Annotated in this window: 18 protein-coding genes and 1 pseudogene; 11 read left to right on the top strand and 8 right to left on the bottom strand. The window is 68.0% G+C overall.

The annotated features are described in order from the left end of the window. The first annotated feature begins 36 nt into the window (after positions 1-36). Positions 37-1,056, top strand: a complete 1,020-nt coding sequence (locus NV1_RS21840; protein WP_067894217.1) for an AurF N-oxygenase family protein — start codon at positions 37-39, stop codon at positions 1,054-1,056. 132 nt (positions 1,057-1,188) lie between these two features. Here NV1_RS21840 and NV1_RS21835 read toward each other — a convergent pair whose 3' ends face one another. Then, positions 1,189-1,920: a TetR/AcrR family transcriptional regulator gene (locus tag NV1_RS21835; RefSeq protein ID WP_067894215.1), complete on the bottom strand. Its 732-nt coding sequence runs from the start codon at positions 1,918-1,920 to the stop codon at positions 1,189-1,191. A gap of 51 nt (positions 1,921-1,971) precedes the next feature. Continuing rightward, positions 1,972-3,342, bottom strand: coding sequence for an ABC1 kinase family protein (locus NV1_RS21830; protein WP_067894214.1), 1,371 nt, complete (start codon positions 3,340-3,342; stop codon positions 1,972-1,974). Positions 3,343-3,476: 134 nt separating this feature from the next. On the opposite strand from NV1_RS21830, the gene NV1_RS21825 reads away from it, so the two are divergent. The 4 genes from NV1_RS21825 to NV1_RS21810 all read left to right on the top strand — a co-directional run bounded on the left by NV1_RS21825 (position 3,477) and on the right by NV1_RS21810 (position 7,560). After that, positions 3,477-4,106 (top strand): TetR/AcrR family transcriptional regulator, encoded by a 630-nt coding sequence (locus NV1_RS21825; RefSeq protein ID WP_067894212.1) that lies wholly within the window; start codon positions 3,477-3,479, stop codon positions 4,104-4,106. A 295-nt stretch (positions 4,107-4,401) separates the two neighbouring features. Then, positions 4,402-5,682, top strand: a complete 1,281-nt coding sequence (locus NV1_RS21820; protein WP_067894210.1) for a PucR family transcriptional regulator — start codon at positions 4,402-4,404, stop codon at positions 5,680-5,682. 109 nt (positions 5,683-5,791) lie between these two features. Then, positions 5,792-6,184: an AAA family ATPase gene (locus NV1_RS21815; RefSeq protein ID WP_157117220.1), complete on the top strand. Its 393-nt coding sequence runs from the start codon at positions 5,792-5,794 to the stop codon at positions 6,182-6,184. Continuing rightward, a complete protein-coding gene (locus tag NV1_RS21810) occupies positions 6,181-7,560 on the top strand; it encodes a 2OG-Fe(II) oxygenase (protein ID WP_169813373.1) in 1,380 nt (459 codons plus the stop codon). Before NV1_RS21815 ends, NV1_RS21810 begins: the two co-directional genes overlap by 4 nt. 125 nt (positions 7,561-7,685) lie before the next feature. Here NV1_RS21810 and NV1_RS21805 read toward each other — a convergent pair whose 3' ends face one another. Together NV1_RS21805 and NV1_RS21800 are read right to left on the bottom strand one after the other, a co-directional pair. After that, on the bottom strand, positions 7,686-8,711 hold the full coding sequence (locus tag NV1_RS21805) for an ABC transporter permease (RefSeq protein ID WP_084525613.1): 1,026 nt from the start codon (positions 8,709-8,711) through the stop codon (positions 7,686-7,688). Then, positions 8,704-9,558: an ABC transporter ATP-binding protein gene (locus NV1_RS21800; RefSeq protein ID WP_067894199.1), complete on the bottom strand. Its 855-nt coding sequence runs from the start codon at positions 9,556-9,558 to the stop codon at positions 8,704-8,706. The genes NV1_RS21805 and NV1_RS21800 overlap by 8 nt, the downstream gene beginning before the upstream one ends. 280 nt (positions 9,559-9,838) lie before the next feature. Between NV1_RS21800 and NV1_RS21795 the strand changes: the two genes are divergently transcribed. The 3 genes from NV1_RS21795 to NV1_RS21785 all read left to right on the top strand — a co-directional run bounded on the left by NV1_RS21795 (position 9,839) and on the right by NV1_RS21785 (position 13,452). Further along, a complete protein-coding gene (locus NV1_RS21795; RefSeq protein ID WP_067894198.1) occupies positions 9,839-11,476 on the top strand; it encodes a glycoside hydrolase family 183 protein in 1,638 nt (545 codons plus the stop codon). Positions 11,477-11,492: 16 nt separating this feature from the next. Continuing rightward, complete coding sequence (locus tag NV1_RS21790; protein WP_084525611.1) at positions 11,493-12,941, top strand: CoA transferase; 1,449 nt, start codon at positions 11,493-11,495, stop codon at positions 12,939-12,941. 82 nt (positions 12,942-13,023) lie between these two features. Next, on the top strand, positions 13,024-13,452 hold the full coding sequence (locus tag NV1_RS21785) for a hypothetical protein (RefSeq protein WP_157117218.1): 429 nt from the start codon (positions 13,024-13,026) through the stop codon (positions 13,450-13,452). A gap of 100 nt (positions 13,453-13,552) precedes the next feature. Here the strand turns inward: NV1_RS21785 and NV1_RS21780 are convergent, their stop codons facing one another. From NV1_RS21780 to NV1_RS21770, 3 genes are all read right to left on the bottom strand, one after another. Continuing rightward, on the bottom strand, positions 13,553-14,794 hold the full coding sequence (locus NV1_RS21780; protein ID WP_067894192.1) for an MFS transporter: 1,242 nt from the start codon (positions 14,792-14,794) through the stop codon (positions 13,553-13,555). Further along, positions 14,794-15,429 (bottom strand): GntR family transcriptional regulator, encoded by a 636-nt coding sequence (locus NV1_RS21775; protein ID WP_067894189.1) that lies wholly within the window; start codon positions 15,427-15,429, stop codon positions 14,794-14,796. Before NV1_RS21775 ends, NV1_RS21780 begins: the two co-directional genes overlap by 1 nt. Before the next feature lie 77 nt (positions 15,430-15,506). Continuing rightward, a complete protein-coding gene (locus NV1_RS21770; RefSeq protein WP_067894682.1) occupies positions 15,507-15,926 on the bottom strand; it encodes a DUF2000 domain-containing protein in 420 nt (139 codons plus the stop codon). 50 nt (positions 15,927-15,976) lie between these two features. Between NV1_RS21770 and NV1_RS21765 the strand changes: the two genes are divergently transcribed. Next, positions 15,977-16,786: a helix-turn-helix domain-containing protein gene (locus NV1_RS21765; RefSeq protein WP_067894186.1), complete on the top strand. Its 810-nt coding sequence runs from the start codon at positions 15,977-15,979 to the stop codon at positions 16,784-16,786. A gap of 104 nt (positions 16,787-16,890) precedes the next feature. Here NV1_RS21765 and NV1_RS21760 read toward each other — a convergent pair whose 3' ends face one another. After that, positions 16,891-17,772 (bottom strand): TetR-type transcription factor C-terminal domain-containing protein, encoded by an 882-nt coding sequence (locus NV1_RS21760; protein ID WP_067894183.1) that lies wholly within the window; start codon positions 17,770-17,772, stop codon positions 16,891-16,893. 127 nt (positions 17,773-17,899) lie between these two features. On the opposite strand from NV1_RS21760, the pseudogene NV1_RS21755 reads away from it, so the two are divergent. Further along, positions 17,900-19,108 (top strand): annotated as a pseudogene (locus NV1_RS21755) (acyl-CoA dehydrogenase family protein). Positions 19,109-19,594: 486 nt separating this feature from the next. Next, positions 19,595-21,118: a glycosyltransferase family 39 protein gene (locus NV1_RS21750; RefSeq protein WP_084525647.1), complete on the top strand. Its 1,524-nt coding sequence runs from the start codon at positions 19,595-19,597 to the stop codon at positions 21,116-21,118. Positions 21,119-21,149 lie beyond the last annotated feature (31 nt).

Below are 21,149 nucleotides of genomic sequence, written 5' to 3'. Positions count from 1 at the left end.
CGGGGTGGATGTCCGGCACAGGCTCAGGAGGCACCGATGACGTTGTCCGATACCCGCAGCGCCGATCCGTTCGGCGCGCGCTACCGCGACATGCTGGCGACACTGTCCGACGGATCGGTGCGGCGGAATTTCGATCCCTATCTCGACATCGATTGGGACAGTCCGGAATTGGCGATCGACCCGGACGATCCCCGCTGGGTGCTCGATCCCGACATCGATCCGCTCGGCGCGACCGACTGGTACCGGGCACTGCCCCTGGAACGGCAGATCGAGATCGGCAAATGGCGCGTGGCCAATGTGGTCAAGGTCGGTCTGGCCTTCGAAACGGTGCTGATTCGCGGGCTGATGCAGTACGTGCTCAAACTGCCCAACGGGGCCGCGGAGTTCCGGTATTGCATGCACGAGATGACCGAGGAGTGCAACCACATTCAGATGTTCCAGGAGCTGGTGAACCGGATCGGCGTCGACGTTCCCGGTATGCGGCCGGCCTTCCGGGCATTGTCGCCGTTCATCGGCGTGGCGGGTGGATACGCGCACGTCATCCTGGTCATCGGCATCCTGGGCGGCGAAGAGCCCATCGACCATTATCAGAAGGCGATGATCCGCGCCGGTGACCGGCTGCCGCCCGCCGTGCTGCGCACGATGCAGATCCACATCGCCGAGGAGGCCCGGCACATCTCCTTCGCTCACGAATTCCTCACCGCACACATCGAGAAGATGAGCCCGACCGGAAAAGCAGTGTGCGCCTTGGCGTTCCCGCTGGCGATGCGCTGGCTCGCCGGTGAGATCATGACCCCGCCACAATCCTTCGCCACCCGCTTCGACATCCCCCGGGATGTCTTCCGCGAGGCATTCTGGCGAGCGCCCCTGTCCCGCCGCATCCTGTCCAGCTACTTCGACGACGTCCGCAAACTCGCCGACGACCTGGGCCTGCGGCCCCCGCTGGCCCGCAAGGTCTGGCAACTGCTCCACATCGACGGCGACTCGTCCCGCTACCGCAGCGAACCCGCCCGCCGGCTCAACCCGCCCACCGCCCGCTCGGTCGCCGCATCCTGACACCGCCACGCGGCCGGACCGAGCTCGCCATCCTCGGCCCGGAACTCGTTGTGGCCAAGCAGGGTTCGATGCCATCGGGCCCGCGGTTCGGAGCTCGACACTCCGTCGAGGGGCCGCGTGGGCCGGTCCGGATCAGGCCTGCGGGCCGGACGCGGCCAGCGCTTCGATCAATTGCAGCAGCGGGAGATCCGGATCGAGTACGACGCCATGGACTCGGGCCACCCCGTCCAGGACGTTCCAGGCATAACCCGCCAGCTCGGCGATCAGCCGTTGCCGGGGCAGGGCCGGATTCGGATCGCGGGACCAGCGGGTGACCGTGGCCTCGGTCATCGAGACGATGGCGAAGGTCATGGTGTCGACCACGGGCGGATCGGCGACGCCGACCACGCCGCCCAGGCCGGTAACCAGGCGCGCGGCGCGGCGGGTGACGCTGCTCAGCAGACCGCTGAGCGCGTCGCCGCCCTCCTCGCTGCCCTCGGCGGGACCGGTGCGCAGGAATTCGTGCAGGCGCGGGTGGTCACAGATCCAGTCGACGACCACGCCCACCGCGCGGGTGAGGATCTCGGCGATCGAGCCCCCGCCGATGTCCAGGGCCGCGTCGAGGGCATCGGTGAAGCGGTCGCCGATCGCCGAACGCACCCGGCGGTCGAGTTCTTCCCGGCCCGAGAATTGCCGGTACAGAACGGATTTGGCCAATCCCGCGCGCGCGGCGATCTGCCGGGCCGAAATGTCGGCGCCGACGGGAGTCTCCTCCACCAGCTCGATGGCCGCCTGAACGATCCGCGCCCGGCGTTGGTCGTTGTGCGGTTGCCAGCGCGCCTGTCGTCCGCCCGCCGCCTCCGGAGACGCCGCTGCTGTGGACACCCCAGAAGTATAGGCCGCCCGGGACCGCGCGGCGTACCTGCCGACGAGAGCTCAGCGCGTTTCCCGCCAGCGCGCGATCGCACGCCCGACCTCGGTGACGGGCGGTTCGCGATACATCCACTCCCGGGCCAGCCGATGCCAATTGTTCGTGCAATTCAACTGCCCCAGCGCGGCCAGGGTGAACAGATCCACCCGCCGCGAGAACACATGTTCGGCCGGCAGGCGTTGAGTGCGCATCCCGCGGAACTCCGACGAGCGCGGATCGAGCGCGAGAACCACCGCGCCGGTGGCGAATTCGGGATCGAGGGTGATTTCCTCATCGAGCAGATGCCAACCGGTCGCGGCCCAGACGTAATCCAGGCATTCCTGAACGGTCACGCCCGAATCCGGATCGATGATCTCGCGGCTCACCCACCATTCGTACAGATCCTCGCCCCGATATTCGGCCGCGGCCTGCAATGCGGCGCGTTCGAGTTCGACGTGTGCGGGATCCATGCTGTGGTAGAGCCCGAAATCCACGAAGGCCAGCCGCCCGTCCGCGGCGAGCAGGATATTGCCGGGATGCGGATCTCCGCAGAATTCGTAGTCCGTGAATACCGGATCGATGTAGAAGCGATAGATCAGCTCACCGAGTCGATCGCGATCGGCGTCGGGCAGGTCCCGGAGCCGGTCGAAGGACGGCCCGTCGACGAGGTCGGACACCAGAACGCCCGGCCCGCAATACTGTTCGATACTGTCCGGCACCACGATGTACGGGTGGCCTCGATAGCGCTCGGCGACGCGGTGCTGATTGCGCGCCTCGCGCGGATAATCGAGTTCACTACCGATGTTGCGGGCGATCTCGTCCAGGACGTCACTGTCGGCCGCGCTCGGCAGAATGGATTTCCACAACCTGCTGAACATCGCGAGGTTGCGCATATCCGCCTCGACGGCCTCGTCCACACCCGGATACTTGACCTTGACCGCCACCTCGCGGCCGTCGCGCAGGGTGGCCCGGTAGACCTGGCCGATCGAGGCCGCGGCGATCGCGGTCTCGTCGAAATCGGCGAACACTCTCGTCAACGGGCCCAGATCCGCTTCGATCACCGCCCGCATCCGATGGAACGGCACCTCGGGTGCGTGGTCGCGCAACTCGGCGAGCTTGCCGCGGAACATCTCCCGGTGTTCGGCGGGCAGCAGATCGACATCCAGTACCGAGAGCATCTGCCCCAGTTTCATCGCGGCGCCGCGCAACCCACCGAGCACGGTGACCAACTGCTGCGCCGCCTGCAGGGTGGACCGTTCGGCCAGGACTCGGCGGGCCTGCTCGGTGCGACCCAGCATCGACAACCGCGTGCCCACTCCGCGGATGGTCTGTTCCGCGGCCAGCCTGCCCAGCTTGCCGCCACGCGCCAGACGTCCCTTCGGCACCCGAGCGCTCATTGTGTGAACCTCCCTCCCCCCGGGCCACGACGCGCGGGTGCGCCACACTCTTCGCAATTTTCCCGATATCGGCAACCCCCGCCCGGCTAAGCTGAGCGCTGCTCATCTTCTCCGACCGCAGGCAGGAGGTAGCGATGCCGCCGAAGGCCGTCGGGCAACGTCGCCGTCCGACCCAGGAACGCTCCAGGGCGACAAGGGAACTCATACTCGACACCGCCGCCCGGCTGTTCGGCGAGCGCGGCATCGCCGAAACCTCCACCAACCGGATCGCGGCCGAGGCCGGGATCAGCATCGGCACCGTCTACCGCTACTTCTCCGACCGCGCGGTCATCGTCGAGGAATTGCTGCGCCGCCTGCTGGAGAGCGTCGAGCACCGGCTCACCCAGCACGCGCTGGGTCTGGCCGATCGGTCCATCCTGGAACGGGTGACCCGGATCCTGGAGGTCATCACCGACGAGCTGGTGGACAACGCGCGGCTGGTGCGCGCCCTGGTGGCCGGGGTGCAGTTCTACAACAGCGGAATTCCCGAGTTCGAGCCGCGACTGCGGTTGCTGATCAAGGTGATGGTCATCCAGATCCTCGGCCCCGGCGACGATCACCGTTACGACACGATCAGTTTCGTGCTGATGAACACCTGTTTCGCCGCCGTATTGCGCGCCTCGGCCCTCGAGGTGGACAGCACCGAACGGCACGAGGCCATCGCCATGACCGCCCAGATGATCGCCGCCTGGTGCGAGGCCCAGCTCGCCGAACAGGCCGCGTGACGCACGGCCCATCTTTTCTCGCTCACCCCGGGACCGGGAGAGGTCAAAGGTGAGCACTCCGCCATCTCTCGGTACCGCCGGCACTCCGCAAGGCTGCCCGAACATCGTCATTTCACCTGGTAGAAGACATAATCGGCAGCCGCTGAGGATTGCTCGAAGAGGAGTAGAAGGTGAGCTACCGCTCGGATTACCGTCTTCGATAGGGCTTACGTCCGGTAACAGCAACGAAGCCGGCCGGGCGGGCGCCCGCCCCGCGTGCAATCGGCGCGGGAACGACGGTGACAGGAGGTCACACGTGACGATCGACAGCCTCGCCCGCCCCGAACTGCGCGCGGTGAAACAATCAACGGCGGCCCCGTCGGTACGTGAAGTCGACACCCTCGCCCGCACCGTGCTGGCCCGTCTCGCCGAAGCCGCCGAGATCTCCGAGCAGTCGGAACAATTCATCGCCGCTGACCTCAAGGCCGTCGTGCGGGCCTGCGCCGAATCGATGATCCAGAGCATGAACAGCGGCGCGCTGCCCAGCCCCGCCGAACGTCTGGAGAACGCCGCCGCCGGATGCGCCCGTGCCGACATCCCCATCGATACGGTTCTGTCCGCGGTTCGCGCGGGGTTCACCGTGGCGCTGGAGCAGATGTTCGAACGCACGAGTCCGGCGAACGGTCACGGCGTGCTCACCGCCACCACCACGATCCTCGAGCTTTCGAAGGTGTTCACCTCCGCGGTCGGCATGGCGTACGTGCGTGAGCGCCGCGCCGAAGCCGCCGAACAACAGACCGCCGCGCACAGCCTGACCTCGGCGCTGCTCGCCGGTACCAGTACCGCGACGGCCGGGGCCCGCGAATTGCCGGTCGCCGACCGGTATTTCGTCCTCGCCGTCGGTTTGGCGGCCCATCCCGACGAGCGCAGACCGCATCTGGACCGGCAGGTCGTCGCCCGGCGCAAACTGCGCCGGGTGCAGGCCGAGCTGGCGACGGCGCTCGCGGGCCGGGCGCTGTCGCTGCTGTCCGTAGACGGCGGCACCGTTCTCGTACCATCCACGGCCGCAACCGATTCCGATCTCGACGGCCTGGTCGGAGACTTGTCCCGCGCGGCCCAGACGCCGATCACGGTCACCGTCGTCACCGCCCGGCCGCAGAAGGTTCCCGGGGCCGCCCACCTGGCGCACGAACTGCTGGACACCGTGCACCACCTGGGATTGGGCCCAGGTCTGTACCGATTCACCGAACTGGCCCTGCAGTATCAGCTGACCCGTCCGGGAATAGGCCGCGACGCGCTCGAAACCCAGCTCACCCCGCTGGACGAGCATCCCGATCTGCTGGAAACCCTGCGGATCTACATCGCCGCCAACCTCAGCCGCGTCCGTACCGCACGCCTGCTGAACGTGCACCCGAACACCGTCGACTACCGCCTGCGCCGCATCGCCGGGCTGACCGGATTCGACCCCGCCCAGACCACGGGCCTGTGGTACCTGCACTCGGCCCTGGTGGCGCGCATGGGCCGGCACCCCCGCCCGGCCACACCACTGCGGCTGTCCGCGGGCGAGCCGAACCGCCTCGACAGCGATTGCGCCTGATTCGCCCGGAATACACTGTCCGCCAGTGCATCTGCCCTCCGCTATTGTCGCCCGATTCGGCCTTCGGCGCTGTCGACCGGCCGAATCGGCGCCGCCGACCGAGACGACGGTGAACCACCGACGGATCGTGGTGGCCGGAACCTCCGGATCGGGCAAGACGACACTCGCTCGCCGGATATCCCGGGAGCTCGGCATACCGCACATCGAACTCGACGCGATCCACCATCAGCCGGGCTGGACACCCATGCCCGAGAGGGAGTTTCGCGCCGCGGTCGCCGAGCGGATCACCGCCGGCGCGTGGGTGACCGACGGCAATTACCGGAACAAACTCGGAGACCTGTTGTGGCGCAGCGCCGATACCGTGGTCTGGTCGATCTGCCGGCGGACGCTGGGCCGGGTGCTCACCCCGGCCCGAGGGTGGTGCACCCATACTCGCGACATGCCACAACCTCTGACAGGATGCTGGGGATTGCCGCACGGCGAGCTTGGGAGACGGGGATGACGGACAAGACTTTACGGGCCATCGGCGAGTTCATGAGGTCGGTGCGGCCGCCGGGGTCCTTCGTCGCCCGCCGTACAGCATGGGCCGGGGACCTGGCGATCGAGGTGGAAGGGATTGGCCGGCTTCGATTTCCGGTGACGCCGGCGCAGGCGCGGCAGCTGCGCGATATCACCCGCCCGGCTCGTTACGGCCTGGGAGAGCAGACGCTGCTGGATCCGAGCGTGCGCGATACCGGGGAGATTCCCCTCGAACTCGTCACCGTCGACCAGGACCGCTGGCACCGCGGGTTGGCGCCGATTCTGGATGCGCTGCGGTTCGATCTGGGCCTGCCGCCGGATTGCGAGCTCTCGGCCGAGTTGCATTCGATGCTGGTCTACGGACCGCGTCAATTCTTCCGGCGGCACCGTGATTCGGAGAAGTCCGATGGCATGATCGCCACGTTGGTGGTGACGCTGCCATCGTTTTTCGAGGGCGGGGAACTGGTGGTCGAACATCGCGGGGAGCAGGTGGTCGATCAAGGGGCGCCCGGCAGGATGGACCTGGGCTTGGTCGCGTTCTACACCGACTGCGAGCACGAGGTGCTGCCGGTGACCCTCGGCCACCGAATCTCGCTGACCTACAACCTGATTGCCGGTCCACGCGCGGTCCCGATCGCCGATGCCGGCGCGACCGACCCGGCCATCGCGGCGCTGGCCGACCAGCTGCGCGAGCATTTCACCACACCGGTACCGGATACGAGTTCGAGGCGATACCTATCGGGCGAGCCGGCGCTCGAGCCGCCGAGCCTGCTCGTCTGCCTTCTGGATCATCAGTATTCCCAACGGGGATTCGGGTGGGATCAGCTCAAAGGCGCCGACGCGGCCCGCGTGCAGGTTCTCCTGGCCGCGGCCGAGGCCGCCGGCTATGACGCGGCCCTGGCCCTGGCGGAGGTGCAGGAGAATCACAGCAGCGAAGACCTCGCCGACGAGTTCTGGATGTGTGGCCGGCGGCGCCGCTGGGAGCGCGTCGACGGCAGCTGGGAACTCGTCTGGGACGAGTGGGAGCCCAACGAGTTCACGGAGGACGGGCCGCTGGAAGAGGAACGCGCCGAGGGGTCCCTGTCCGCCGATCATCCCGACCGGCTGACACCGGAGGAACTGGGCAGGCCGAGCCGCGGGGATATCACGTTGACGTGGTGGATCGACCGGGCGGGAGAGGTCACGGGGCCGGTTACCCGAAAGGTCTCTTCCGCCGAGATATGCGTCGATACAACGGAATTGGACCTGCAGCCGTTCGCTGTCGAATCCGAGGGGTTCACCGGCAACGAGGGCAACACGGTGGACCGCTGGTACCGGCGCGCGGCCATCATCGTGCGGCCCGGAAGCGAACCCGCGTAACCGCGTCGGCACGGTGCCACCTTATCGGTCGTGGCCGACTCCCATCAGGAAGGCGTTGATATGAAAGGGTCCGCGCGGTTGAGACTCCGCGCGGTTGAGACATCGATGCGAATCCTTCGTCAGGGCTACTGGCCGGAACTGGTGCGCCACCGCGAGAGTCGGCGTTCGACGGCGAGGAGTACGCCATTGAACACCAGCCCCACCAGGGAGATGGCGATGATGCCGGCGTACATGTCGGGGATTTGGAAGTTCTGCTGGGCCGCGGTGATCAGATAGCCGAGACCGGCTCGGGCGCCGACCATTTCGGTGGCGATCAGCACTAGGATCGAGCTGGAGGCGGCCATCCGCAGGCCGGTGAAGATCGAGGGCAGCGCCGCGGGCAGGATCACCTTCTGGAACAACCGCACCGAGGAGAATCCCAGTGAGGTAGCGGATTTCACCAGCAACGGGTCGGCCGTGCGAACACCTGTGATGGTGTTGAGCAGGATCGGGAAGAAGCCCGCGTACAGCACCAGCGCGACCTTGGAGGTCTCGCCGATGCCGAGGATCAGGACGAATACCGGCAGCAGCGCCAAAGCGGCGGTGTTGCGGAACAGTTCCAGGATCGGGCCGAGGAATTCGGCCACGGGCCGGTACCAGGCGATCGCCACGCCCACGGGCACCGCGGTCACCACGGCCAGCGCGAAACCGACCAGTGAACGACTCAGGCTGGCAGATACGTGCTCCCACATCTGCCCGTTCCGGATCAGCTCCACGAATGCCTGCACAACCGTGGAGAACGGCGGCAGGAAGACCGGGTCGACCAGCCCGATCCGCGGCGCGATCTCCCACAACGCCAGGAACAGCGCGATCGCGATCACCGGCTTGCCGAACCGCCATGCGGCCCGGACGGCCACGCGCGCCAACCGCGCGGCCGTGTACCGGACCGCGACCCGACCGGCCTTCTCCGTCGTGCGCGCATCGGTCTGTGCCACAACGGAATCCACTGCGGCGGAGCGTGTCGCGTCGGCCTGCGCCCGACTGTCCTTCGTTTGCGTGACAACGGAATTCGCGGCCGACGCCGAGTCGAATCGCTCGATCTCGTCCCGCGCTCCCGCGGCATCCGGCTCGGTATCGATCGCCTGATCGCTGCTGGACAGTGCACTAGACATGCGCGGGTCTCCTGTCGATTCCCTGCGGGGACGCCGCGACACCGGCGAACTGTTCGACTCGGGTGACTTCGGTGTGCAGCAGCGTCCAGATGTGGTGGCGGATATCCCGGAACCGCTCGCAGGAGCGAATATCGGTATCGGCGTCCTGATCGGCGCGGCGATCGAGATCGACCTCGACGATCGCCTTCACCCGGCCCGGGCGCGAGGTGAGCACCGCGACGCGCCGGCCCAGATACACCGCCTCGTCGATGCCGTGCGTGATGAACAGGATCGTCTTGCCGGTGCTGCGCCAGATCCGTAGCAGTTCGTCCTGCAAGGTTTCCCGGGTCTGGGCGTCGAGCGCGGCGAACGGCTCGTCCATCAGCAGCACCTCGGGGTCGAACGCCAGGCTGCGGGCGATGGCCACGCGCTGCTTCATACCGCCGGACAGCTCGTGCGGGTAGCGATCACCGAATCCGTTGAGCCCCACCAGTTCCAGGTAGCGCTCCGCGATCGAGCGGCGCTCCCGGCGGCGAACCCCCTTGGCCTCCAAGCCGAATTCGATATTGCCCCGTGCGGTGCGCCACGGCAGCAGCGCGTACTGCTGGAACACGATGCCGCGATCCAGGCCGGGCCCGGTGATCGGCCGCCCGTCGAGCAGCAACTGCCCGGCGCTGGGCTTGCTCAGACCGCCCAGCAGATCCAGCAGAGTCGATTTACCCGAACCGCTGGGACCGACCAGCACCAGGAATTCGCCGTCGCCGAGTTCGAGATCGATGTCTTCCAGCGCGGTGAAACTCTCCCGCGCGCCACGTACCTGGAACTCCTTGCGCACCCCGCGCAGAACCAGTTTCGCCGATGTGCTCATCTCGCCAACTCCTCGCCATCGGGTCCGCCGGCCGGCGGATACGTTGGCACAGGGACCGGAACGATCAGGGTCATCCCAGCTCCTTCCTCGTTGCCGGCCACGGTTTCTCGCCGCGTTTCGACACGACGTAACGACGAACTATGGCCGTGTGCGCGGCTCGCGACAAGAGTTGCGCGCAGCGCGAGCCCAGACCTGGTCCGGTCGCCGGGTGGTGTGGACCGCGCGACGATTAAGGTTTGTGCTGAGAACTGGATGCGAACCATTGCGAGGAGTCGACCGGGTGCTGCGAGACGTTACCGTTGCCGTCGCGGTGGTCGTGCTGACCGTGGCTACCGCACCGCCCGGCGCAGCCGCCCCGCTACCGTGGGCGCCCGCCCCCGTGAACGCCTGTGGCGAAACGGGTTTCGATCCGCAAGCCCGGACGCCGAACCCGGACGCCGCGCCGCCCCGGCCCGCACCGGCGCAGCCGCCCACCATCCAGGTCCAGGTGCTGCAACCCAAGATCACGCCGGTGAAGATTCCCAAGCAGTTGCACAACACCCGGATCGCACCGGCGGCACTCCCGGCCGATCTGTGCGCCAACCCGTGTCCGCAACTGGCCGGAGGGCGCACCCGGACCTCGTATCCGATTCCACCGGGCACGCCGACGTGGCCGGAAGGTCCGCCGAAGCCGACGACCACGACGGCGCCGCCCACCACCACGCCCACCACCACGCCACCACCGACCGGCACGACTCCCCCGACGCCGTGGCAGCTGCCCAAGGTGCAGTTCGTGCCGCACCCGGAGACGATCCCGCTGCCCGTCACCCTGCTCGGCCCGGACGTCACCGGCCCACGCCCGCAACCGATTCCGCCCGTGGTCCATCCGCCGGTGCAACCCGCACCCGTGACGCGCCCGCTCGCGCCGTTCCAGATCCGGGACGTCTATCCGGTGAGTCAGCTGACCGGACCCGGATCGCAGAACCGCACCGATGTGCGCTGGCAGGTGGACGACACCGACCTCGGCCTCATGTGGGAATCGGCCCCGGGCCGGATCGCGGTCGCCTTCGGCGATACGTTCGGCACGGGTTTCCGGGACGGCGGACCGAGCGGCGGGGACTGGCGCAGCAATGTCATCGGCTTCAGCTCCGATCACGATCTCGCGCACGGGATGAAGATCGACAACATGGTCTCCGACGCACCCTGTCACGCCACGGAGGTGCTGGGCAGCTACAAGGTGAACAACTTCGAGATCACCGTCATCCCGACCTCCGGTTTCGCACTGGGCGATCGGCAGTACCTGAGCTATATGTCGGTTGCGCGCTGGTCCGAGAAGCCGAGCCGCTGGTGGACCAACTACGGCGGCCTGGCCTATTCCGACGACGGCGGGCAGACCTGGGTGGACAACGAGCACGCCCGGTGGGACAACGTCTTCGGCCAGGGCCAGTTCCAGGTGGTGGCGATGGCGCCGCACGACGGATACGTCTACATGTTCGGCACGCCCAACGGGCGTTTCGGCACCATCGCCCTCGCGCGCGTGCCGCAGGCGGATGTCCTCAACAAAACGGCGTACCAGTATTGGATCGATGGTTTCTGGCGGCCCACCCTCCAGCCGCCCACGCCGGGCGGTAGCGGGATGGAGCTGTCGGCGAGTCCCATCATGTCCGGTATCGCCGGGGAGGTGTCGGTCCGCTACGACACCGCCGCGGACCGCTGGGAGATGAGCTATCTCGACGCGGACAACAACGTTCTGGTGATGCGTCGATCCACCACCCCGCAAGGCATCTGGTCGGCCCCCGCCACCCTGCTGCACACCGAGGACTATCCCTCGGGCTACGGCGGCTTCATCCATCCGTGGTCCACCGGCAACGACCTCTACTTCACCCTGTCCGAATGGCGCCACTACAACGTCTACCTCATGCACGCCTCGATCCACTGACTCGGCAGGAGACGCCATGACCATCGAACATCGACCGATTACCGATGGGGGCGACCTCGACCACCTCGCCGCGCTCGGCGATCTCCTCGCGAGTACGGGATTGTCCGCGGCCGACGCCGGGGGTGAAGTCGCCTTCGTGGGGCAGGATCCGATTCTGCCGGCGCGGCATCGGCTCGGGGCCTGTATCGGTATTCCGCTCATGGGTGCGGCGGTCGGTGCGGTCGCGGTGCATCGTCGGCGCGGCGGGCCCGCTCAGGATCTGCGGCTGGACCTGCGCCAGGCCGTGCACGGCATCACCCCGCACGCGTTCTGGCATCCCACCCTCGCCGGTGAGCTGCCGCCGTTCCCGCTGGTGGCGGACAATCCCTTCCTGCTCGCGCCATATCGCACCGCCGACGGCCGCACCGTCATGGCCTCGGGGGTGTATCCGCATCTGGCCGCGAAATGGTGCCGATTCCTGGACGTCCCACCGGATTACGCGAAGGTGGCCGCGGCGTTCGCCACCCGGGACGCCTTCGAACTCGAGGATGCCGCCAACGCCGCCGGACTCCCGCTGTGCGTCGCGCGGACTCCGCAGGAATGGCTCGCACATCCGCAGGGCGCACTGCTGGCCACTCGGCCGGTGATCGGGCTGCATCGCATCGGCGACGCACCGGCACACGACTTCGGTTCGGCCGCACGACCTTTGGACGGTATCCGGGTGTTGTCGTTCACCCACGCCATCGCCGGTCCGACCGTCGGGCGCACCCTCGCCGAACAGGGTGCGGAAGTACTGTGCGCCACCCGCCCCAACGACTACGAACACGATTTCATCTATGCCGAGGCCAATGTCGGCTCCCGCAGTGCCTACGTCGATCTGAACACCGATTCCGGCCGCCAACGCGCCGACCGGCTGCTGACGGACGCGCACATCGTGGTCAACAACCATCGCGGCGACAAACTCGAGCAGCTCGGCCTGGATCCGGCACAGCTCGCGGACCGCTATCCGGGGATCATCGTCGTCTCGGTCACGTGCTACGGCTCCGAGGGGCCGTGGCGGACTCGCGGCGGTTTCGATATGAACGGCTCGGCCGCCTCGGGTCTGATGAGTATCGAGGGCGGCACGGAATCGCCGAAACTGCCCGTCACCGGCATGATCAACGATTTCATCACGGGTTATATGGGTGCCATCGGGGCCTTGGCCGCGCTGGTCAAGCGCGGCGCCGAGGGTGGTTCGTGGCACGTCACGGTGAATCTCACCCGCACCGCTATGTGGTACCGGACGCTCGGCCTGGTCGATCCGGCCGATGCGGGTTCCGATGAGCGGCACACCCTGCTCGAACCGGCCGCCTACGATGCCGCGAGTCCGCTCGGTGACGTGCACATGCTCGCACCGCCGGTCCGGTTCTCGCACACCGCGCCCGCCTGGCCGGACCCGCCGCTGGTGCCTCGTGGTTCGAGCCGCCCGCAGTGGAACACCCTGTGAGCTGATCCTTTTCCGTCGGCGTGACCGAGCGGTTTGGGCAACAATGTCCCCGGAAGGTCCACCCGAACAAAGGATTACACAGATGCGACGACCAGCATGGACACGTGCGGCGGCAGCCGTGGCACTCGCGGCTCCCGCGGCGTTCGCGGTGCTCGTGACGCCCGAGGCCTCGGCCGCACCCGCGTTGGCGGCGCCGGACGTGCAATTCAGTGCGTCCGCGCCGGGCACGGTCAGCGCGACCGTGCACAACAAGAACACCCAGCAGGGCACCGTGTGCTGGGCGACCGACATCGACAACAAGACCGCCTTCGGCAGCGGCGGCCAGGATTCGTACGCCGGACCCGGCCGGACGATCACCGTATCGATCCGGAATCTGCCGAACGGCCCGATCCACGCGCAGGCGTTCTGCGCTTACCACACCCCGCCGCTGGGTTCACACGACTACACCTCGTCCACGGCGCCCACGACCGTCACCGTCACCGGCGGCGCGCCCACCGGCAGCGCCGGATAGCCGCCGGGCCGCACGAACGCTCAGGCGGCCGGGCTCGCGACGTCGGCACGTTCGAGCCCGGCCGAGCCGTATCGAGCCGGCGGGCAGATTCCGTTGGGGCTCAGATGGTTTCGGTCTTCGTCCGGTAATTCCGGAGTACCACCGCCAGGCAGAGCAGTGCGACCACGGCACCGGCCACGAGCATGACCGGATAGCCGAGCCCGGTGGTCTGATTCAGCAGGGCCAACAGAGCGGGCAGGCCGAAGCCGAGGTAGCAGACCGAGTAGAAGACCGCGGTCAGCCCCGCCAGATCCTGTGGTTCGGCAATGCGCTCGACCTCCTGTAATCCGGCGACCAGGCCGATGCCGTTCCCGGCTCCCAGCACCGCGGCCGCGATCAGCGCGATCCACAGCGTCAGCGTGCTCGCCGCGACCGCCGCGAGCACCATTCCGGCCGTGACCAGCACGAGTGCCAGCGCCGCGATCCGCGCCACGCCGGGACGATCGATCCGCCGGGCGACGGCCTGGATGAGGAATCCGCAGCCAAGGGTCAACACCGTGAGCAGAGCCGAGAAGCCGATCTGCAGGCTGTGCGCCTGTCCGGCCAGCAACGTCGGCAGGACCGCGTAGGCCGTACCGACCGAGGCGAACACCCACACCGCCACCGGCAGCGCGACGCCCGAGAATCGGTGATGTCCGGGCGCGGGGATACGCAGGTCATCCCGCAGCCGTCCCGGATTCGGCTGCCGCACAACAGTTTCCGGAACACACATCACCCAGGCCGCGCCCGCTGCGCACAGCACGACGTTCACCAGATACGGCAGCGAATGCGGCCACGGCGCCCACTGCGCCAGCACTCCGGCCACACCCGCGCCGAGTGCGAACCCCGCGGTCAGGCTCATCGCCGAACGGCGCGCACCGCTACCGACCGCCGACGACGACGAATACGGCGGCTGCGACAACTCCTTGACCCAACTGCCACCGACGGCCATGGCCAGTCCCAGCGCCACGCCCGAGAGCACCCGGCCGACCGACAGCGCCGCCACCGCATCGGCGCCCACGGCCAGCAGCAGCGATCCCGCCGCCGCGATGAACGGCGCGGGGCACATGAGGCGGCGCCGCCCGAACCGATCCGACAGCGGACCACCGATCAGCAGTGCGGGCACGATGCCCAGCACGTAGTCGAACAGCAGCACGTCCACCGTGGTGACCGACAGGCCGTGATTCTTGTACATCACCAGCAGCGGCGTGAATTCGTTACCGCCCCAGGCGATCACGAACATCGCCGCGGCCACGCCCCGCCAGGCCCGCGGCGCGGCGACCACACCGGCCGCGCGCTCGAGCTCGACCACCGAACCGGTCATCACAGACCCCGCAATTCCAGCTGGTGCACGCCGGACAGATGCTCGACGAGCAGCGCGGCGAAGCCCTCGGCGTCACCGGACTCGATCGCGTCGGCGAGCCGGGCGTGCTCCGCCACGATCTGCGCCGCATTACCCGAACGACGTTGCACCGCAAGGCTGTTCATCCGGCGCTGCCGCTCCCGCAGTGAATCGTAGAACCCGGTCAGGAGCGGATTGCCCGCGGCGGCCACGGCGGCGCGATGGAATTCGGTGTCCATGGCCGCGAACCGCTCCAACTCCCCCGCCGCGGCCAGTTCACGCTGCGATTCGATCACCGAACGCAATTCCGTCAGCAGCGCGGTCCGATCAGCGGTCGCCAGCGCCCGCACCGCGGCCGTCTCCACCACGTACCGAGCGTGCGCGACATGTTCGGCCTCTCCCGGCGGCACCGGCACCACCAGCGCACCGCGCTTCGGATACAGCCGCATCCACCCTTCGGCCTCCAACCGTAGAAACGCCTCACGCACCGGAGTACGCGAGGTCCCCAGATCCGCGGCGACCTCCCCCTCACTGATCAACTCCCCGCCGGGCAACGCACCGCCCAGAATCCGCTCCTTGACCTCCCGATAGGCCCGCTCAGCAGATGAATACGTCATAGACACAAGATGTATCTTAGTGCGGCCGTCGTGCCGCACCCGCGATGCCCCCTGCGAACCCTCGGGTCACACCGCATTCACGGATGCATACGCGCGCCCTTGCTCACCTTGTCCACGACGTTGCGCGGTCCGTAGACGGCGAGTCCGACCAGATCGAGTGCGTCGGTGCCGACCGCGCGGACCGCGGCCCGGTTGTCGGCGTCGTTGCCGGTGGCGAACAGGTCCGAGGTGAAGACCGCCGTCTGCAGGCCACGTGCGAGCGCTTTGGCGTGTGCGGACTGCAAGGTTTCCTTGGCCGCCTCGAAGACGAGGACCGGCTGCCGGAACATCGACTGGTAGACGGCGCCGTCGGCATCCTCGTACGGTTCACCGATGACCTCCGGCCGTACCGTGCCCAGACCGCTGACCAGGAAGGCGGTCACATTCAACCGTTGCCATGCCTGCAGGTCGTCCCGCAGCAGCACCGCGATCTTGGTATCGAAACGCACATTCTCCATGCCCACGACTGTGCGCCGGTCGGGTACGCGAGGGCTTGTACGATCCTGGCATGGTTACCGGCGGCCCACTCGAGCAGGTCCGGGCCTGGCAGCCGCGGGTTCCGGGCATCGTCGAGGTGTTCCATGCCCGGTTCGTCGAGCACGTCTATCCGATGCACGCCCATGATGCGTGGACCCTGCTCATCGTCGACGAGGGCGCGGTCCGCTACGACTTGGATCGACACGAATACGGCGTGCTGGGTTCGGCGGTCTCGCTGCTGCCGCCGCATGTCCCGCACAACGGTCAGGCCGCGACCGAGAACGGCTTCCGCAAGCGCGTCCTGTACCTGGACACCGGCCAACTGCCCGAGACGATGATCGGCTCCGCGGTCGACACCCCGACGTTCACCGATCCGCTGCTGCACCTGCGCATCCGCCAACTGCATGCCGTACTCACCGCTCCGGGCGAGGAATTCGAGGCCGCCGGACGTCTGGCACTCATCCACGATCGTCTGGACACCTTGTTGCGCGGGATCGATCCGCCCGCCCGCCAGGCCGATCCCCGGCTGGCGCACCGCCTGCGCGATCTGCTGGATTCCCACACCACACAAGGCATTTCCCTGGAGCAAGCCGCGGCCCAACTGCACGCCGACCCCACCCATCTGATCCGCGCCTTCGGCCGCGAATTCGGCATGCCGCCGCACCGGTATCTCGTCGCGCGCCGGGTCGATCTGGCCCGGCCACTCCTGCTCAGCGGCATGCCGACGCGGGATGTGGCCGCCGCCACGGGTTTTCACGATCAGCCGCATCTGACCCGGCACTTCAAACGAATCCTGGGTACGACACCGGCCCGGTACGCGCGCAGCGGTCCCGCCCACTGATCGGCGTCACATCACCGATCGGACAGCTTCGCCTCCGTGATCGCCGGCTCGCCGAACCGCACTCCGCCGCACACAATTCTGCGACGAACCGTCATGCCGCGCATTCATTCAGCCGTATCGAGGCCGATCAGCCGGAGTGCGAAATCGGCGTAGCGGTCGGCGAGCTGCTCCGGTGCGACAGGGCCGTCGAGCCGGAACCATTGCGGCAGTGCGGTACACATCGTGGCGATCGCGCGGCTCGCGATGTGGATCCGGTCCCGGCTCAGACCGTGCGCATCGACGGCAGCGGCGATCGTTTCGTCGAGCAGATATTGGATCTCGTTGCGGGAAGCGGTGATTCGCCTGCGGTTCGGCGCGGTGAGACTGCGCATCTCGCTGGCGCCGATGAATGCCAGCTTTCGGCGATGGGTGTGGAACAGGGCGAGGGCTTCGACGGTGTGCGCCACCCGGTCGGCCGGCGTCGTCCCCTGATCGCGCGCTGCCGGAACGCGCCAGTGCAGCTCATCCATGGTGAGGTCGAACGCCCGCACCAGCAATTGCTGCTTATCGGGGTAATGGTGGTAGACGCCCGGCACACTCATCCCCGCCCGCTCGGCGATGGACCGCATGGTCGCGCCGTGATATCCGGTTTCCACGAAGGAATCGACGGCCGCCTCGAGTACGGGATCCATTGGCAGCGGCAGGAATTCACGCCAGTCGCGCTCGACCCGATGGGAAGCGGCGACGGCGTGGGCGCGGACCGGGCGATCGGGCTCCGGTGCCGAGTCCGGCTCACCGATCAGGCGCGGCACCGTCGTGCCGAGTTCCCCGGCCAGGGTCCGCAGCCGGGGCACGGAGACGCCGGTCCGGCCGTTCTCGATGGCGCTGAGCGTGGCGGGGCTGACGCCGATGCGCCGCGCGGTCTCGCGCAGGGAGATACCGGCCGCGGTGCGCGCGGTGCGCACCCGAGCGCCGATATCGCCCGCGGAACGGTTTCCGAGGTCCATCTGTTCAGAATATCCGAACAGTCGAAATATCCGCATCTCGGCTTTTGACACAGGTAATCGCTCCATGGCACTGTTCGTACGTGCCCCGGCCGAGCGAACGTTCGGGCAAACACGGTGAGGAGTGACTGTGGCGATCGATCTGTCCCATCCAGCCCAAGTTCACGAACTGGCCGAGTGCACACGTGAATTCGTCCGCACCACGGTCCTGCCGATCGAGGACGCGCACGGCGGCGATATCGCCGCGGCGGGCGGGGACGCGATCCGGGTCGAACTACAGCAGGCCGCACGCGACGCGGGCGTCTTCGCACCGCACGCGCCGGTCGAATACGGCGGTCACGGTCTCGGAATGTCGGATCGGGCACCGGTATTCGAGGAGGCCGGATATTCACTGTTCGGCCCGACCGCCCTGAATATCGCGGCTCCGGATTAGGGCAATGTGCACATGCTCGCCCATATCGCGAATCCGGAGCAGAAGCAGCAGTTTCTCGAACCGCTCGCCCGCGGTGACGTTCGTTCGGCCTTCGCGATGACCGAACCGGCTCCCGGTGCGGGCTCGGATCCCTCGGCACTGGCCACCCGCGCGGTGCGCGGCGAGGGCGGCTGGCGGATCAACGGCCAGAAATGGTTCATCACCGGCGCCGACGGTGCGGGGTTCTTCATCATCATGGCGCGCACCTCCGGCGAGCCCGGTCAGCGCGGCGGGGCGACGATGTTCCTGGCCCCGGCCGATACACCCGGCATCCGGGTCGAGCGCCACATCGAGACCTTGGACCGGTCGATGATCGGCGGACACTGCGAGGTGTTCTTCGACGACGTGCTGGTTCCGGATTCGGCGGTACTGGGTGCGGTCGACCGCGGTTTCGATTACGCACAGGTGCGTCTGGGCCCGGCCCGGATGACGCACGTGATGCGCTGGCTGGGCGCCGCGCGCCGCGGCCACGACGTCGCGGTGGCGCATGTGGCCGAGCGGCAGGGCTTCGGATCGCGGCTGGGCGATCTCGGCATGATCCAGAAGATGGTCGCCGACAACGAAATCGATATCGCCGCCACCCGCGCACTGCTCACGCAGGCGTGCTGGGAACTCGATCGAGGCGAGACCGCCGCCAACGCGACCTCCATCGCGAAAACCTTCGCCGCGGAAGCGATCTTCCGGATCGTCGATCGCAGCGTGCAGATGTGCGGCGGACTCGGCGTATCCGGCGATCTGCCCCTGGCGCGGCTTTCGCGGGAAGTGCGCCCGTTCCGCATCTACGACGGCCCCTCGGAGGTCCATCGCTGGGCCATCGCCAAGCGTGCCGTCGGTGCGGCCCGACGGGCACGACGCGCCGCCGAGTGAGATTCGACGGCGCTTGATCCGCCGGGCCGTCCAGGTGGCGCCTCCGCCGCTGGCCGAGGTCGCGGGCCGGGCGCAGGCACATCCGGAATACCTCGCCTCGGTGGGTTGCCGACGCGCTACTTCCAGGCGAGCCCGAGAATTCTCCTCGCGCCGCCGCACCCCTTCCGTGCGTCGCGAAGTGCGTGGGCGACGGCACAGCTCAGTGGCATGCCGTAGGCCCCGGACCAGCAAAAGTGGCTCTGCCCATTCGCACCCACCGCCTGACAGCTCCCGGTCACCGAAAGCAGGCACTGGTTTTCGTAGCCGGAAAGCTTCCGACCGGTGCAGACCCTGTGCGACGGTATATTTCACGCGGCAGAGTCCGCGCATGCGATCCGCTCGGTGATGCCGGGCCGCGCGACCGACCGCGGAACGGTGAATCGCCTGCGGCACGGCCGCATTCGTTCCGGCGCCTGCGTTCGAGCCGGACTTATCGAGGAGTGGGACATGGCCGAGGCCGAGCGGACAGCCGAGGCCGAGAATCATGTTCCGCCAGGGGAATCCGATCAACGCGAGCGGCCACCGATCGCCCGGCGTCCGGTGTTCGCGGTCGCGGCGGTGGCGGCCGTCGTACATCTGGTGGTGGCCACCCGGTTCGGCTGGCATCGTGACGAGTTCTACTACGTCCTGTGCGGCAGGCATCCGGACTGGGGTTATGTCGATCAGCCGCCGCTGGCTCCGCTGCTGGCGCGACTGGCCGCCGATCTGCCGGGCGGTGTGCTGCCGCTGCGGTTGCTGGCAATCGCCGCCCAGATCGGTTGTGTCCTATCGGCTTCCGTACTGGCCGCCGAATTCGGCGGTCGGCGTCGCGCCCAGACTCTGGCCGCGGCGGCAGTCGCCGCCTGCCCGGTGTTCGTCGCGGCCTCGATGCTGTTCGGCACGACGGTCCTCGATCAACTGTGCTGGCTGGCGGTACTCGTGCTCACCGCCGGAGCATTGCGAGTGCGCACGACCCGCGCTTGGCTCGCCGCGGGCCTGGTCGCCGGTATCGGATTGCAGACCAAGGACACTCTGGCGGTACTGCTGATCGGCATCGTCGTCGGCCTCATCACGTTCCGGCGCGACGCGCTGCGCAGTCGCGGCCCTTGGCTCGCCGGGCTGTTGGCCTTCCTTGTCGCGGTGCCGAACGTCATCTGGGACGCGCGGCATCAATGGGCGAATCTGCATATGGCGCGGGCGCTGGCCGATCAGCAGGGCGGGCCGCTCGGTGCGCTGTCCCAGGTGCCGGTACTGGTACTGCTGCTGGCCGGCCCGCCGCTGATCGCCCTGTGGTATTCCGGTGTGCGGCACCTGATTTCGCGGGAAGGACGCGACCACCGCTGGCTGCTGGCGGCGGCCGCGGTGATCCTTGCGTTGTTCACCGTCAGCGGCGGCAAGGTCTACTATGCCGCCCCGGTGCTGGCGGGCCTGTTCGCGGCCGGGGCGGTGCGAGTCGAAAGCCTCGCGACCGAACGCCGGCGATGGCGGTGGCCGCTCGCGGTCGCCGGATCCGCGACCATCGCGATCGTGATCGGCCTGCCGGTACTCCCACCGCGCGCGGAGACGGCATTGCGGCCGATCAACCCGCAGGCCATGGAAACCTACGGCTGGCCCCGATTCGTCGACCAGATCGCCCGCGCCGCAGCGCCTTTGCCCGCCGGCGTCCCCATCTTCGCCAGCAACTACGGCGAGGCCGGCGCGGTGAGCATCCTGGGCCCGGCGGCCGGACTGCACCGAACGGTGCTCAGCGGCCACAACAACTATCTGTTCTGGGGCCCGCCGCCCGGCAAGTCCGACACCGTCCTGTGTGTGGGCCAGTGGAATACCGCCTACCTGCACCGATTCTGGTCCCAGGTCACCGAAATCGCACCCCTGACCCTGCCGGACGGACTGACCGATCAGGAGACCGCCCAGCACGCAGCCATCTATCTGTGCACCCTGCCACGGGGCACCTGGGCACAGCTGTGGCCCGACCTACGGCATCTCGACTGAGATCGCCCCCGAATCCTGCCATATCTCAGCC

This window comes from Nocardia vaccinii NBRC 15922 (assembly GCF_001613305.1).
Taxonomy (GTDB): Bacteria; Actinomycetota; Actinomycetes; order Mycobacteriales; family Mycobacteriaceae; genus Nocardia; species Nocardia vaccinii.
This window is presented reverse-complemented; position numbering and strand designations above follow the sequence as displayed.